This is a genomic window from Martinezella calliandrae (assembly GCF_030272695.1).
GTDB classification, from domain to species: domain Bacteria; phylum Pseudomonadota; class Alphaproteobacteria; order Rhizobiales; family Rhizobiaceae; genus Rhizobium; species Rhizobium calliandrae.
Genome location: NZ_JARFYN010000003.1, coordinates 162,611 through 176,985, shown reverse-complemented (window position 1 = coordinate 176,985; position 14,375 = coordinate 162,611). Strand labels below are relative to the sequence as shown.

The following is a 14,375-nucleotide window of genomic DNA, read 5'->3' as shown; positions in this document are numbered from 1 at the left end:
TCGCCGAAATGCAAAGAAGAGATCGATCGGGGAGCAGCTAGATGCGCGTCATCTATTCGGAAGATCACAAGTTGAGGGACGCCAAGACTGAGCTGCATGACGGTCAGCTTGTGACGCCCTTCGAAGCTCCGTTCCGAGCCGAATGGATATTGGCGGCGGTGAGGGAGGCGGGTTTCGAGGACGTTGTCGCGCCTGAGGCGCATGGGCTCGAAACGGCGCGCAAGGTGCATGATCCGGCCTATCTCGATTTCCTGGCAACGGTATGGGAGCGCTGGGTCGCGGCCGGCCACAAAGGCGAGGCGATCGCCAATTCCTTTCCCGTACGGCGTACCAGCCAGCGCGTGCCGGAAAACATCGTCGGCATGATCGGCCACTATGCCAACGCCGCCGATACCTCGATCACCAAGGGCTCCTACCAAGCGGCACGGGCATCGATGCGCTGCGGGCTCACGGGAGCCGATTGGCTCCATGCGGGCAATCGCTTTGCCTTCGCGCTCTGCCGTCCGCCCGGCCATCATGCTGGTTTCGATCTCTTCGGCGGCTATTGCTTTATCAACAATGCCGCCGTCGCGGCGCAGAGGCTGCGCGACCACGGCGCGAAGAAAGTGGCTGTTCTCGATGTCGATTTCCATCATGGCAACGGTACCCAAGACATCTTCTATCAGCGCGGCGATGTCTTTACCGCTTCGCTGCATGGCGACCCCATCCACGCCTTCCCCTATTTCCTCGGACATGCCGACGAGAGGGGCGAGGGCGAAGGGCTCGGCGCGAACCGCAACTATCCAATGCCGCGCGGTACGCCCTGGGAACAATGGTCGACAGCGCTTGCCGACGCTCTCGCCCGCATCAGGAGCTTTGGCGCCGAGGCGATCGTGCTTTCGCTCGGCGTCGATACATTCGAGCGCGACCCGATTTCCTTCTTCATGCTGACCTCGGAGGATTACATCCGCATGGGCAAGCTGATCGCCGGCGCCGGCCTGCCGGTTTTGACCTGCATGGAGGGCGGTTATGGCGTGCCGGAGATCGGCCTGAACGTCGCCAATGTGCTGACAGGCCTCGAAGCCTGAGAGGGCCTTTTATCAAAGCGCCTGATCGCTCGATGAAAAGTTTGAATTTGCCACTGCGGGCCTCGACCTCTAGAAACCCGCGTAAGGAGAGAGGTTATGGATCAGACGCTTATCGAGAGTGGCACGGATGGTGGCGCGGCGCTCATGCCGCATCCGGACGTTGCGCCATCCTCCGGCGGCATTGCCACTGGAGTGCTCATGTGCGTGATGTCCATGTCCTCTATCCAGTTCGGCTCGGCATTGTCGTCTCCGATCATCAACGCCTATGGACCTGCCGGCGCGACATGGCTGCGGCTCGTCTTCGCGTCCGTCGCCTTAGCGATCATCGTTCGGCCGAAGGTCATGAGCTACAGCCGCTCGCAATGGATCGGCGTGCTGGCGCTTGGCACCGTGTCAGCACTGATGACGACATCCTTCTTTTCGGCGATTGCGCGTATTCCGTTGGGTCTTACGGTCGCCATAGAATTTCTCGGGCCTCTGCTTGTTGCGACCCTCGGCTTCGGGCTGAGCCGCCAGCTTCTATGCCCGGTTTTTGCCGCCATCGGTGTTCTGCTGTTGGCCTATGACGGCGAGGAGTGGGTCGGCAATTGGCCGGGTATCCTCTTCGCCATCGGCGCGGGAGCGGGCTGGGCCTGTTATATCCTGCTGACGAAGAGGGTCGGCAATGCCTTTAAAGGTCTCGAGGGGCTTTCCATGTCGCTGCTGGTTGCGGCCGTCGTTTCGACACCCTTCGGCTTTGCCGCCGCCGCTCCGCATCTGACGGCCGTTGGCCTCCTCGAAATAGCCGGCCTGGCGCTGCTTGTTCCGCTCCTTCCCTATGTGCTGGAAATGGTCGCTTTGCGGCGCATGCCCACCTCGTCCTTCGGCATCCTCATGAGCCTCGAGCCCGCCATCGGTGCATTTGCCGGTTTCGTCATCCTGTCACAACCGATGACGCCGTCGCAGATGTTCGGCACGGCACTCGTCGTCGCCGCCAGCATCGGGGCAACGATTTTCGCCACGAAAAGCTGAGCTGAAGCGCACCGGCAAACGACCGATGTAAAGGTCGGCGCTGGTCGCGGTCTCGGCAATGTCCGATTCTCGTTATCCTCTCTGGTTATCTGACTGCAGCAGAGGCAGGTTGTGTTTACACGACCCCTATCGCTTCTACTCTCATGGTTGTATAATTCCGCAGGGGAACGAGCGTCGTGGGTTCACAACCCGTCGTCCAAATGGAGGATGCCTTGCCTAGATCATCGTTGTTCTTGTCACTCGCGCTGGCTGTCGGCCTGTCGGTTTCATCGATTTCCGTGCCGACCGTAGCAAGCGCACAGACCCATGTTTCCATTAGCGTCGGTACCAATCTGAATAGAGGCAGAGGGATTAGTTGTAGTCAGGGCGAGAGGTTGCTCCGTAACCGCGGTTTTAGGGACGTCAGGCGGATCGACTGCCGTGGTCGTACCTTCGTTTATCGTGCTTGGAGGGGCGGTAGCCGGTTCGAGGTTGCCGTGCGACAGCGCGATGGCCGCGTCGTAGATATGCGCCGCATCAGAGGAAGGCGATAGTGCCGAGGAGGCAAAACTGCCTTAAACCACGGCCAAGGTTGCAGCATCTGTCATCGGATTCCATAGTCTTGGGCGGTATGCTTTATTCAGTCTTCCTCGCGGGATCGTCCAACGCCGGATTATAGAACAGTGATAGCGTCAGGCTCTTGGCGATGCGCTCGGCTGTCGCCATGAACCAGGTCTTGGCTTCATCGGAGGGTGCGATATCGCCGAGGGTTTCCGAAAACAGCGCCAGCCACTCCGGAAAGAGCTCTGGCGCGATGCCTTCGACTCCGACATGAGCCTGTACTGGCTTGCCGCCATAAGCGCCGTTCTTGAAAGCGACAGACGACCAGAAACGCTTCATCTTCTCCATGTGATCCGGCCAGCGCCCGGCGAGGCGCCCGTCAAAAACCGGACCGAGCCGGGGATGTGCCTGAATGCGGCCGTAGAAAGTATCGACAAGCCGCTCGATGAAGGCGGCATCGATGCCGACGCGCTCCATCTCTGCCTCGGCTCGCTCACGAATGCCGGCCAAGTGGACGGCGCGGCCCTGTATCTCAGTGGTCAAGTCATGCTCCTGTCGCCGCACACAGCGCTCTTTTAGTGCATACGAGCGTTTGTCGGGCTCTATCTATGCATTTTTGCGGCGCAACCAAGACGTCACGCAGCTGTTGCGGCAATCTGTCAAAGTCGTACCGCCTCCTCTATTTCGCCGCGGAGTTCTTCAGTTCGGCACATGCCTTAGCTCTTGACCAGTGCGATCGTCCACTTTAGTTTTAGAATAATTCTAAAATGGAGATTCTTATGTTGCTGAGGTTTTTTCGCTCGCCAAAACGTTCTTTTGCTTCTTTGTCCGAACAAGAAATTCTTGCCGTCGCGATCGCCTCGGAAGAGGACGACGCACGCATCTATCTTGCCTATGCCGATATTCTAAGGGCCAATTATCCCGACTCAGCCAAGGTGTTCGAGGATATGGCCGAAGTCGAGGACACCCATCGCAAGACGCTAATCGATATGCATCGCAAGCGTTTCGGCGAGCGCATTCCGCTGATCCGACGCGAGCATGTCAGCGGATTCTATGAACGCAAGCCGGATTGGCTGCGCAAAAACTTGTCGCTTGAAGCCATCCGCGATGAGGCTGAGGCAATGGAGCAGCAGGCTTATAATTTCTATGTCGAGGCGGCCAAGCAGGTCTCCGACGCCTCGACGCGCCAGCTTCTCGGCGATCTCGCGCTGGCCGAGCAAGGTCATGAAGACATCGCCCGCATGCTCGGCGACAAGCATACGCCGCAATCGGTCAAGGAAGAAGAAGACGCGAGCGCCCGCCGCAAATTCGTGCTCACCTATGTGCAGCCGGGCCTCGCAGGACTAATGGACGGCTCCGTCTCGACGCTGGCGCCGATCTTTGCGGCCGCCTTCGCGACACAGCAGACCTGGCAGACCTTCCTGGTCGGTCTATCGGCATCCGTCGGCGCCGGCATTTCTATGGGCTTCACGGAAGCAGCCCATGACGATGGCAAGATTTCCGGCCGCGGTTCGCCGATCAAGCGCGGCCTTGCCTGTGGCATCATGACGGCGATCGGCGGCCTCGGTCATGCCCTTCCCTATCTCATTCCCGATTTCTGGACGGCGACCATCACCGCCGCCATCGTCGTCTTCTTCGAACTTTGGGCAATTGCCTTCATTCAGAACAAATATATGGAGACGCCGTTTCTGCGAGCCGCTTTCCAGGTCGTCCTCGGCGGTTCCCTGGTGCTTGCAGCAGGCATATTGATCGGCAATGGGTGAGACAGCATCGAACGCCCCCGAGTGTCAGCAAAGCCATAAGCACTACTGATGGTGATATCCGATAGTCCGTGCCAAAGGGCAGGGACCGTTTTAATCATCTCATCTACGGAAAAACAAAAGACCGGCAGAGATTTGCCGGCCTTTTGATTAGATTAGGTACCTACTGCGCTTACTTGACCGCGCCGACCAGGACGTCGTTTCCGTTTTCGATGGTGACCCAGCGGCCGGCGTTGTAGCTGGCCTGACGCTTCAGGTAGGAATACGGCGTCTGGTACCACGCCTTCACTTCGTCATCGAGATTGTCGAGAATAAAGTCGCCCTGCTTGGTCCGCAGCGTCAGCACGGCATGGCCCTCGCCGTCGGGCTTGCGCACCACCGTCATCAGCAGGTTGGCGGCGGAGATGCCCTTCTGCATCAGAAGCCTGCGCTTCAAAAGCGCGAAATCCTCGCAATCGCCGGCCGTCTTCGGATATTCCCAATATTCTTCCTGCCCGTAGACCTCCATGTCGGTGGCCGGCGTGATGGTCTTGTTGACGCGCAGGTTGATCTGGTTGACCAGAGCCCAAGTGGCGGCGTTCATATCGACAGGACCGGCATTGCGCGTCGGGCCGCATTCGTCGGCGTGACGCTCGCAAAATTCATAATGCCCAATGGGCTGAGACGTGACGCCGCCGATGGTCATCGATGCGGTGTTCTGGGGGGCCGGCATCGCCGACGACGACATCGCAACTATAGCTGCGAAGGCAACGAATACGCCCTTAATACGCACGCCCACTATCCTTGTATCGTCCCTGCATTTGTTAACAAATTGTTAATGTAGGGGGGTGCGCCAAGTCAATCATTACTTAAGTGTTAACAGCGGAACCAGCCTTTATGGTTAATTTCACTACAATCAAGGGGATAGTTGCCACATTTTCCTGCCTCTTATGATTACGGAGGGGTAGGCAAATTCTACCCGGCGGCGAGGCGAGCCGCGGGTTTTTCCGAAGTCTATCTATCTGTTTTTACGGATGATTATGCAGCGCTAATGTCTCTGCCGCACTCAAAATGCGCTCGATATCTTGCGGTCGCGACAGCCGGTGGTCGCCATCACGCACAAGTGTTAACACGACATCATCGGCCGGCAAATGTTCGACCAATTTTAACGAATGCGCAAATGGCACATCCTCGTCCTGCATGCCCTGCAGGATATGAACCGGGCAGCCGGTTTCGATGATGCCCGTCAAGACGCGGTTGGCGCGGCCATCCTCGATGAGCGCGCGGGTGAAGATATTCGGCTCCGGACTATACTCCGAGGGTTGCTCGAAATAACCGCGTTCGGCAAGCGATCTCCGCTCGACATCGGAAAGGTTCGGTTCGATGAGGTCGATGGTGAAGTCCGGGGCAGGAGCAATCAGCACAAGGCCTTGGATGGCGGCCGCCTTTTTGCGTTTACGCAGCTCCTGAATGAGCCTCAATGCAATCCAGCCGCCCATGGACGAGCCGACGAGGACGATGCGCTTCGGCTTGACGTGGTCGATGACAAGGAGCGCCTCCTCGAGCCAGCGGGAGATCGTACCATCGGTGAACGTGCCGCCGGATTGGCCGTGGCCTGAATAATCGAAGCGGATACAGGCGAGGCCCAATCGTGCGGCCAACGCGTCCAGCTCCAGTGCCTTGGTGCCGCTCATGTCGGAACGATAGCCGGAGAGCCAGACGAAAGTCGGGCCATCCACGCCCTTCCTCGCTGCGCGCAATTGCATGGCAATCTGCCGCTGATAGTCGCCGGTGTCGACGGAAAGGAAGGAAGGTTCGAGGCTTGTCGCTGCTTCGGACATGAAGATACTCCTGAATCTTTCCGTCCTATAAAGCAGATTCTCGCGCCCGCGACCCAAAAAAATCCTCTCGATTCTTGGAAAGGCTCCTGCGCTTTTTTAGGATGTTATTGTGTCCTTTGCGCATCTTACGGCTGCGCCGCGCAGTATTGGTACACGGGAGGTGATTTTTTCCTGGCATCATGCTATTGACTTCACCACAGCTTTTACGACATTTCCGTCAGTTGCGCCGACGGGAGCGAGAGGCTGCAGCAATCCGAAACAATTCGTGGAGAGTACGACCATTCGCAGACCCTTTAAAGCCGACGCGCCCGTAAAGGACGGGCCGCGTTCCAACAGGGAAATTCGCATTCCCAAAGTTCAGCTCATTACGGCTGACGGCCAGAATATGGGCATTGTTCCGACTGACCAGGCATTGAGAATGGCAGAGGAGGCCGGTCTCGATCTGGTGGAGATTTCCCCCAACGCTGAACCGCCTGTGTGCAAGATCCTCGATCTGGGCAAGCTGAAATATGCCAACCAGAAGAAGGCGGCCGAGGCGCGCAAGAAGCAGAAGATCGTCGAAGTCAAAGAAATCAAGATGCGCCCCAACATCGACACCCATGACTACGAGGTGAAGATGAAGGCGATCGGTCGCTTCTTCGAAGAAGGCGACAAGGTGAAGGTGACCTTGAAGTTCCGCGGCCGCGAAATGGCGCACCAGGAACTCGGCATGAAGCTTCTTCAGCAGGTCAAGGAAGATACGCTCGAGATCGCCAAGGTGGAAGCCGAGCCCAAGCTCGAAGGCCGTCAGATGATGATGGTGCTTGCGCCGAAGTGAGGCGCGAGCGGAAGTAAGAAGCCGGAGCCGTCCATGGGGCGGCTTTTCCATTTGTGTTACGGGTCAATGCCTGTCATCGATCCGCAAAAGAATCCCCGTCGCGCCCGTTGCACTTACGGGCAACTGCGGTTATAAGCGCGCGTCCGAACTGACCGGCAGGGCATGCCGTGGCGGTTCAGAATGCTGGCGGGGCGGTTCGTCACCGTACCGCCGTTCAACAACAAACGCTCCGGCACCTTGTTGCAGCCCGGCCCAGCCGGATCTGTAGGAAGGCTTTTTTATAAGGCACGCCAGGAAGCATCGAAGGAGTAGCAAAATGCCCAAGATGAAGACGAAGTCCTCTGCCAAGAAGCGGTTCAAGATCACCGCATCCGGCAAGGTTAAGGCAGCCGCTGCTGGCAAGCGTCACGGCATGATCAAGCGTACCAACAAGTTCATTCGCGACGCCCGCGGCACCATGGTTCTCGCCGAACCGGATGGCCGTAAGATTGTCAAGAACTACTTGCCGAACGGTCTCTAAGACTATTCGTAACGCTATAGACTAAGGAGATCATGAAATGGCACGCGTAAAAAGAGGCGTCACTGCCCATGCCAAGCACAAGAAGGTTCTGAAGGCCGCCAAGGGTTTCTACGGCCGCCGCAAGAACACGATCCGTACCGCCAAGGCCGCCGTCGACCGTTCCAAGCAGTACGCTTACCGCGACCGCAAGGTTAACAAGCGCAATTTCCGCGCCCTCTGGATCCAGCGCATCAACGCTGCCGTCCGCGAATTCGGCCTGACCTACGGCCGCTTCATCGACGGTCTGAACAAGGCCGGCATCGAAGTTGACCGCAAGGTTCTCTCCGACATGGCGATCCATGAGCCGGAAGCTTTCGGCGCGCTCGTCGCCGCCTCCAAGAAGGCGCTGGAATATCTCAAGGACGCCGGCACGAAGAACGAATTCGAAGCTGCTGTAAATTAATCAGCGCCTCGCACGTATTTCGAACGATCATCGCAAAACCCGTGCCGGCAAATCGGCGCGGGTTTTGTGCTTGAAGGCACAGGCATCTTGATGGAATGAGTTCGCCAATCGACGGACGACCAGGGATTTTAACGGCAAGGCGGTTTTTGTCATTTGCCCGGTTGATTGGCCGCGTCCACATGGGTAGTGATCTGCAGCGCTTCATCGTTGCCACCAGCTATCTGATGTATGTGTTTACCAATTACTCCGTGGAATGAGCAGCATTCCCAAGCCGCTCTCCGCAAGGCAGGACAAGATGACGGAACTCGATACTCTTGAAATCCAACTCATGGCCGACGTGGCCGCGGCTGCGGACGAGCAGGCGATCGAAGCCGTCAGAGTGGCCGCTCTCGGCAAGAAGGGCTCGGTTTCGGAACTGTTGAAGACGCTGGGCACCATGTCGCCGGAAGAGCGGCAGACGCGGGGTGCCGCGATCAACGCGCTGAAGAACTCGGTATCAGACGCGATCAACGCGCGCAAAAGCGCGCTGAGGGATGCTGCGATCGAGGCGAAGCTGAAGGCCGAGACCGTGGACGTCAGCCTGCCGGTGCGGTCCTCTCCGGCCGAACGTGGTCGCATCCATCCGATCAGCCAGATCGTCGACGAGATCACCGCCATCTTCGGTGACATGGGCTTCTCGATTGCCGAAGGTCCCGACGTCGAGACCGACTACTACAATTTCACGGCACTGAACTTCCCCGAAGGGCATCCGGCCCGCGAGATGCACGACACCTTCTTCTTCCTGCCGGATGAAAAGGGTGAACGCAAGGTGCTGCGTACGCACACCTCGCCGGTGCAGGTGCGTACCATGGAAGCGCAGAAGCCGCCGATCCGCATCATCATTCCCGGCAAGACCTATCGCCAGGACAGCGACGCCACGCACTCGCCGATGTTCCATCAGGTGGAGGGCCTGGTGGTCGACAAGACGGCGAATGTCGCCAATATCCGTTGGGTGCTCGAAGAATTCTGCAAGACCTTCTTCGAAGTGGACAACGTGACGATGCGTTTCCGTCCGTCCTTCTTCCCTTTCACCGAACCCTCTTTCGAGGTCGATATCCAGTGCGACCGCTCCGGCCCGATCGTCAAGTTCGGCGAAGGCACCGATTGGATGGAAATCCTCGGCTGCGGCATGGTGCATCCGAATGTGCTGCGATATGGCGGCCTCGATCCTGACGAATATCAGGGCTTTGCCTGGGGCATGGGGCTCGACCGCATCGCCATGCTGAAATACGGCATGCCCGACCTGCGCGACTTCTTCAACGCCGATGTCCGCTGGATGAACCACTATGGCTTCCGCCCGCTCGATATGCCGACCCTTTTCGGCGGTTTGAGCGTGTAAGGAAGGGATTAAGCAAATGAAGTTCACACTCTCCTGGCTGAAAGAGCACCTGGAAACGGACGCCACGCTCGACGAGATCTGCGCCCGCCTGACGATGATCGGGCTGGAAGTGGAAGAGGTCGACGACAAGGCAGCATTTAAGCCCTTCGTCATTGCCAAAGTCCTGTCAGCCGAAAAGCATCCGCAGGCCGACCGGTTGAAGGTACTGATGGTCGACTATGGCTCCGGCAAGCCGGTTCAGGTCGTCTGCGGCGCGCCCAATGCCCGCGCCGGCCTCGTCGGCGCCTTCGCCGCGCCCGGCACCTATGTCCCGGGGATCGACGTGACGCTCTCGGTCGGCAATATTCGTGGCGTCGAAAGCCACGGGATGATGTGCTCGGAGAAGGAGCTGGAAATCTCCGACAGCCATGACGGCATTATCGATCTGCCGGAAGATGCGCCCGTCGGCGCCAGCTTCGCCGCCTATGCCGGCCTCGACGATCCGATGATCGAGATCAACCTGACGCCGAACCGGCCCGACTGCACCGGCGTTTATGGCATCGCGCGTGACCTCGCCGCTTCCGGCCTCGGCACGCTGAAGCCGCGCCTGACGCCGACCTTTGCAGTCGACGGTGATACGCCGGTGGATGTGAAGATCGAACTCGACGATGCCAGCCTCTGCCCCGGCTTCGCGCTCCGCCTCGTGCGCGGCGTCAAGAACGGCCCGAGCCCGAAATGGATGCAGCAGCGGCTGCTGGCGATCGGCCTCCGCCCTATCAGCGCGCTGGTCGACATCACCAACTATATGACCTTCGATCAGGGCCGGCCGATGCACGTCTTCGACGCCGCCAAGGTCAAGGGCAATCTCGTCGTCCGCCGCGCCAAGGACGGCGAAACGGTGCTGGCGCTCGACGAGCGCGAATACAAGCTTGGCCCGAACAACGTCGTCATCGCCGATGACGACGGCATCGAGTCGATCGGCGGCGTCATGGGCGGTGAGCATTCCGGCTGCGATGAGAACACCGTCGACGTACTGATCGAGTCGGCGCTTTGGGACCCGATGAACATCGCCAAGACCGGCCGCAGCCTCGGCATCATCACCGATGCCCGCTACCGTTTCGAGCGTGGCGTCGATCCGGAATATATGGTTCCCGGCATAGAGCGGACGACCGAGCTGGTGCTCGCCTGCTGCGGCGGCACGGCCGCCAAGGCCAAGGTCGAAGGCTATAAGGGCTATGACGCCAAGATCGTCGATTTCCCCTTCTCCGAGGTCAAACGTCTGACTGGCCTTGATGTCTCCATGGAAGAGGGCAGGTCGATCCTGACGAAGCTCGGCTTTTCGGTTTCCGGTTCGGGCGGGCACGTTTCCGTCGCCGTACCCTCATGGCGGCCGGATGTCGATGGCAAGGCCGATCTGGTCGAAGAGATCATGCGAATCCACGGCGTCGACAATATCAAGCCGGCGCCGCTCGCAAGCCACAACGCCGTCAACGGCAAGATCCTGACGACGCTGCAGATCCGCACCCGCACCGCCAAGCGCGCACTTGCCGCCCGTGGCATGCTGGAAGCTGTCACCTGGTCATTCATCTCGGAAGACCAGGCCAAGCTCTTCGGCGGCGGTTCCCCGGCGCTGAAGCTCGCGAACCCCATTGCCGCCGACATGTCCGACATGCGCCCCTCGCTGTTGCCGGGCCTGCTGTCGGCTGCGCAGCGCAATGCCGACAAAGGCTATGGCGACGTCGCGATTTTCGAAGTCTCCGGCACCTATGAAAATGATCGGCCCGAAGGCCAACGCCGCGTTGCCGGCGGCATCCGCCGTGGTACTGCGACGCTCACTGGCTCCGGCCGTATGTGGTCGAATGCCGCGACCGGTGCCGGCAAGTCCGTCGATGTCTTCGACGCCAAGGCCGACGCGCTGGCGGTGATCGAGGCCTGCGGCCTGCCGATGGGCAATATCCAGATCGAGCGGGGTGGTCCCGCATGGTATCATCCAGGCCGTTCAGGCACGATTAAGATGGGCCCGAAAGTGGTGCTCGGCTATTTCGGCGAATTCCATCCGAAGACGCTGGAGGCGCTCGATGTCACCGGCGCGCTTTCCGGCTTCGAGGTCTACATCGACGCCATGTCGGAACCGAAGAAGAAGACGACGCGCACCAAGCCGGCGCTGGAGCTTTCGCCGTTCCAGGCCGTCAAGCGCGATTTCGCCTTCGTGGTTGACAAGGCAGTGGAAGCCGGCGCCATCATCCGCGCCGCGACCGGCGCCGACCGCAAGCTGATCACCGGCGTCAATGTCTTCGATATTTTCGAGGGCCCATCGCTCGGCGACGGCAAGAAGTCGATCGCCATCGAAGTGCAGATCCAGCCGGCCGAGCGCACGCTGACCGACGAAGATTTCGAGGCGCTGACCCAGAAGATAGTCACCAATGTAACGAAGTCGACGGGTGGCGTACTGAGAGGCTGACAAGGTTCTCCTTCTCCCCCCGGGGAGAAGGAGAAAGGCCTACCGATGCAGATGATAGACCTTGTTGACGATGCTCCACCGACCGTCGATCTTCAGCAATGATAGATAGTCGGAAAAGCGCATGCCGGCGAATTCGTCGACGACTTTGACGCTCGCGGCATCGCCCTCGATGTCGATCAGTTCGATTTCCATCAGCGGCACTGTGTCCGGCGGCGCACTGCCTTCCTCGACGATAGCGGCGATGAATTCGTCGCGTGTCATCCATTCCACTGCGCCCTGATAATTGCCTATGACTGCTACCTTTGGATGCAGCGCCTTGCGCAGCGCCGGCTCATTCGCGAATGCCATGCCATCGACATAGAGGTGAACAACCGCGCGGATTGCTTGCTCTTCTGACATCTCGCCATTCCTCATGTGAGTGCTTGTTAATATAGTATAAACACTCCAACCGGCAAAAACAGTGGTGTGATCGCAAGGATTTGATAGGTCTTATTCCACAAAAATCCGGACACTGGCGGCGCGACCGGCGGCGTCGATGACTGTCAGCGTCGAATACCCGGCTCCATCTGGAATCCATTGGTTGGTCCGGCGGCGAGAGAGATCGGGCAGGGGCTTGCCATTGGCGAGCCAGCGGAACGGCGCGCGGCCACCCTGCAGCTTCAACGCCAGCGGCATTTTCGGGTTGGCGCCGCCGCTGGCGCCAAGGTCGACGCGCGCGCCCTCCGGCGGATAGACGATCTGCGGCGCCGGCTCGCGGGTCGAGGCTGACAGCAGACCGGCTGCCGTGACCGAAAAACGCCGCTGGCTGATCGGCAGTTCGGTGGCCGAAATGCGCGCCGCGCCCATGGGCGCTGGTGGAAATGGTGCGATGGCGACGCCGGACTTGGCGAAACCTTCGAACAGGATCGGGGCGGCTGAGACATAGCCAGCCAGTCCCGGTACCGCGCCATTGTCCGACCGGCCGACCCAGACACCGAGCACATGTGCGCCGTCATAACCGACGGACCACGCGTCGCGGTTGCCGTAGCTGGTACCGGTCTTGTAGGCGATGCCGAGCTGCTTGCTGCCGGCCGGAGCAATGATGTCAGAGAGTATGTCGGTGATGTTCCAGGCTGCCACTGGCTCCATCAGCGGCTCGCTTTCGATCGGCCCGGGCTGATCCTGAATGCCGTCGCCGATCCGCATTGGTTTGCCGCGATTGGCAAGCCCGGCATAGAGCTGCACCAGGTCCTTGAGCGTAATGCCGACGCCGCCGAGGCCGATGGCAAGGCCCGGCGCTTCGTTGGGCGGCAAGACCGGTTTCACCTCGGCGCGGCGGAAACGCACGAGCAGCCGCGTCGGCCCGACGGCGTCGAGCAAGCGCACGGCCGGCACGTTGAGCGACAGCTGCAACGCCTCGCGCACGCTGACATCGCCCTGGTAGGTCATATCGAAATTCCGGGGGCGATAGCCGTAAAAATCAGCGGGACGGTCCTCGATGATGGTTTCCTGAGCGACATATCCCTCTTCGAAGGCAAGGCCGTAGATAAAGGGTTTCAGTGTCGAACCGGGCGAGCGCAGCACTCGGGTCATGTCGATCCAGCCGGAGCGGCTGGAATCGAAATAATTGGCCGAGCCGACCTCGCCGACGATCTCCCCGGTATGCGCATCCGCCATCACCATCGCGACCGAAACCTTCGGCCCCAGCCGCTTCGACGCCTCATCAGCGACGATCTCCAGGCCGTGCTGGACGTCTCGGCGCAGCGTCGTGCGGTGCTGGATGACGCTGGGTTGCTTGCGCAGCGCGGCTTCCGCGAGATGCGCGGCATAGGCCGGCAATTGCCGCCGCTCGGCCGGGACGGGGACGAGTGCTGCTCGCTCCGCCTCGCCCTCGCCGACGGCAGCCGCAACGGCGGCGCGGTCGAGCACGCGACGTCGAGCGGCCTCGGCGCTTGCGAGGTTCCGGTCAGGCCGGCGCTTTTCCGGCAATTGCGGCAGGGCGACCAGCAGGGCCGCCTGCGCGACCGTCAAATGCCGCGGCTCCTTGCCGAAATAGGCAAGGCTTGCCGCGCGCACCCCCTCCAGATTGCCGCCATAGGGCGCATGCGTCAGGTAGAGGTTGAGGATTTGTTCCTTGCTGAGCCGTCGCTCGATCTGCATGGCGCGGGCGATCTGCAGCAGCTTTGCCGGCACCGATCGTTCGCTGCGTGGCTCGATCAGCCGCGCCACCTGCATCGACAGCGTCGAGCCGCCCGAGACGATGCGGCCATGGCTGACAAGCTGGAGGAAGGCGCGGCCGAGCGCCACCGCGTCGACGCCGTGATGGCGGTAGAAGCGCTGGTCCTCATAGGCGACCAGCATGCGCAGGAATTGCGGATCTACATCGGCGACATCGGTCTTCAGCCGCCAGCGCCCTTCCGGCGTGGCGAAGGCGCGGAGCAGTTCGCCATTGGCGTCGAGCACTTCAGCCGAGACGATGCCGGCCCTTTCGAGCGGCGGCGGAAAGGCACGATCGGCGGCCTCGAGACCAAAGACGAGCGCCGCCACCGACAGGGCGCTCACCCCGACACCGATCGCAATTTTCCATCGAGTCCTCATCAC

General features: G+C 60.2%; 13 protein-coding genes. 8 read left to right on the top strand and 5 right to left on the bottom strand.

The window, feature by feature from the left end; all coding sequences use genetic code 11:
* The first annotated feature begins 41 nt into the window (after positions 1-41).
* Together PY650_RS03810 and PY650_RS03805 are read left to right on the top strand one after the other, a co-directional pair.
* A complete protein-coding gene (locus tag PY650_RS03810) occupies positions 42-1,067 on the top strand; it encodes a histone deacetylase family protein (protein ID WP_285877726.1) in 1,026 nt (341 codons plus the stop codon).
* A 96-nt stretch (positions 1,068-1,163) separates the two neighbouring features.
* On the top strand, positions 1,164-2,078 hold the full coding sequence (locus tag PY650_RS03805; protein ID WP_285877725.1) for an EamA family transporter: 915 nt from the start codon (positions 1,164-1,166) through the stop codon (positions 2,076-2,078).
* Positions 2,079-2,693: 615 nt separating this feature from the next.
* Here the strand turns inward: PY650_RS03805 and PY650_RS03800 are convergent.
* Positions 2,694-3,161, bottom strand: a complete 468-nt coding sequence (locus PY650_RS03800; RefSeq protein WP_285877724.1) for a group III truncated hemoglobin — start codon at positions 3,159-3,161, stop codon at positions 2,694-2,696.
* A gap of 236 nt (positions 3,162-3,397) precedes the next feature.
* Between PY650_RS03800 and mbfA the strand changes: the two genes are divergently transcribed.
* On the top strand, positions 3,398-4,381 hold the full coding sequence (gene mbfA, locus PY650_RS03795; protein WP_285877723.1) for an iron exporter MbfA: 984 nt from the start codon (positions 3,398-3,400) through the stop codon (positions 4,379-4,381).
* A 169-nt stretch (positions 4,382-4,550) separates the two neighbouring features.
* On the opposite strand, the gene PY650_RS03790 is transcribed toward mbfA, so the two are convergent.
* Both PY650_RS03790 and PY650_RS03785 read right to left on the bottom strand, forming a co-directional pair.
* Positions 4,551-5,150 (bottom strand): transglutaminase-like cysteine peptidase, encoded by a 600-nt coding sequence (locus PY650_RS03790; protein WP_285869154.1) that lies wholly within the window; start codon positions 5,148-5,150, stop codon positions 4,551-4,553.
* A 235-nt stretch (positions 5,151-5,385) separates the two neighbouring features.
* Positions 5,386-6,198, bottom strand: coding sequence for an alpha/beta hydrolase (locus PY650_RS03785; protein ID WP_285877722.1), 813 nt, complete (start codon positions 6,196-6,198; stop codon positions 5,386-5,388).
* Positions 6,199-6,478: 280 nt separating this feature from the next.
* On the opposite strand from PY650_RS03785, the gene infC reads away from it, so the two are divergent.
* The 5 genes from infC to pheT all read left to right on the top strand — a co-directional run bounded on the left by infC (position 6,479) and on the right by pheT (position 11,795).
* Positions 6,479-7,015: a translation initiation factor IF-3 gene (gene infC, locus PY650_RS03780; protein ID WP_181315998.1), complete on the top strand. Its 537-nt coding sequence runs from the start codon at positions 6,479-6,481 to the stop codon at positions 7,013-7,015.
* A 316-nt stretch (positions 7,016-7,331) separates the two neighbouring features.
* The gene (gene rpmI, locus PY650_RS03775) at positions 7,332-7,535 is read left to right on the top strand and encodes a 50S ribosomal protein L35 (protein ID WP_283056789.1); all 204 of its coding nucleotides are present in this window, start codon (positions 7,332-7,334) and stop codon (positions 7,533-7,535) included.
* Between the two features lie 37 nt (positions 7,536-7,572).
* Positions 7,573-7,977, top strand: a complete 405-nt coding sequence (gene rplT / locus PY650_RS03770; RefSeq protein WP_285877721.1) for a 50S ribosomal protein L20 — start codon at positions 7,573-7,575, stop codon at positions 7,975-7,977.
* Between the two features lie 295 nt (positions 7,978-8,272).
* Positions 8,273-9,355: a phenylalanine--tRNA ligase subunit alpha gene (gene pheS, locus PY650_RS03760; protein WP_285877720.1), complete on the top strand. Its 1,083-nt coding sequence runs from the start codon at positions 8,273-8,275 to the stop codon at positions 9,353-9,355.
* A gap of 16 nt (positions 9,356-9,371) precedes the next feature.
* Positions 9,372-11,795, top strand: a complete 2,424-nt coding sequence (gene pheT / locus PY650_RS03755) for a phenylalanine--tRNA ligase subunit beta (RefSeq protein ID WP_285877719.1) — start codon at positions 9,372-9,374, stop codon at positions 11,793-11,795.
* Between the two features lie 39 nt (positions 11,796-11,834).
* Here pheT and PY650_RS03750 read toward each other — a convergent pair whose 3' ends face one another.
* Together PY650_RS03750 and pbpC are read right to left on the bottom strand one after the other, a co-directional pair.
* A complete protein-coding gene (locus PY650_RS03750; protein WP_285877718.1) occupies positions 11,835-12,194 on the bottom strand; it encodes a nuclear transport factor 2 family protein in 360 nt (119 codons plus the stop codon).
* Between the two features lie 90 nt (positions 12,195-12,284).
* A complete protein-coding gene (pbpC, locus tag PY650_RS03745) occupies positions 12,285-14,372 on the bottom strand; it encodes a penicillin-binding protein 1C (protein WP_285877717.1) in 2,088 nt (695 codons plus the stop codon).
* Positions 14,373-14,375: the final 3 nt, after the last annotated feature.

Bases quoted from the DNA above. Each gene is read 5' to 3' on its own strand.
- pheT (WP_285877719.1), top strand. From the start codon at position 9,372: ATGAAGTTCACACTCTCCTGGCTGAAAGAGCACCTGGAAACGGACGCC.
- PY650_RS03750 (WP_285877718.1), bottom strand. From the start codon at position 12,194: ATGTCAGAAGAGCAAGCAATCCGCGCGGTTGTTCACCTCTATGTCGAT.
- rpmI (WP_283056789.1), top strand. From the start codon at position 7,332: ATGCCCAAGATGAAGACGAAGTCCTCTGCCAAGAAGCGGTTCAAGATC.
- mbfA (WP_285877723.1), top strand. From the start codon at position 3,398: ATGTTGCTGAGGTTTTTTCGCTCGCCAAAACGTTCTTTTGCTTCTTTG.
- pbpC (WP_285877717.1), bottom strand. From the start codon at position 14,372: ATGAGGACTCGATGGAAAATTGCGATCGGTGTCGGGGTGAGCGCCCTG.
- rplT (WP_285877721.1), top strand. From the start codon at position 7,573: ATGGCACGCGTAAAAAGAGGCGTCACTGCCCATGCCAAGCACAAGAAG.
- PY650_RS03810 (WP_285877726.1), top strand. From the start codon at position 42: ATGCGCGTCATCTATTCGGAAGATCACAAGTTGAGGGACGCCAAGACT.
- PY650_RS03805 (WP_285877725.1), top strand. From the start codon at position 1,164: ATGGATCAGACGCTTATCGAGAGTGGCACGGATGGTGGCGCGGCGCTC.
- PY650_RS03785 (WP_285877722.1), bottom strand. From the start codon at position 6,198: ATGTCCGAAGCAGCGACAAGCCTCGAACCTTCCTTCCTTTCCGTCGAC.
- pheS (WP_285877720.1), top strand. From the start codon at position 8,273: ATGACGGAACTCGATACTCTTGAAATCCAACTCATGGCCGACGTGGCC.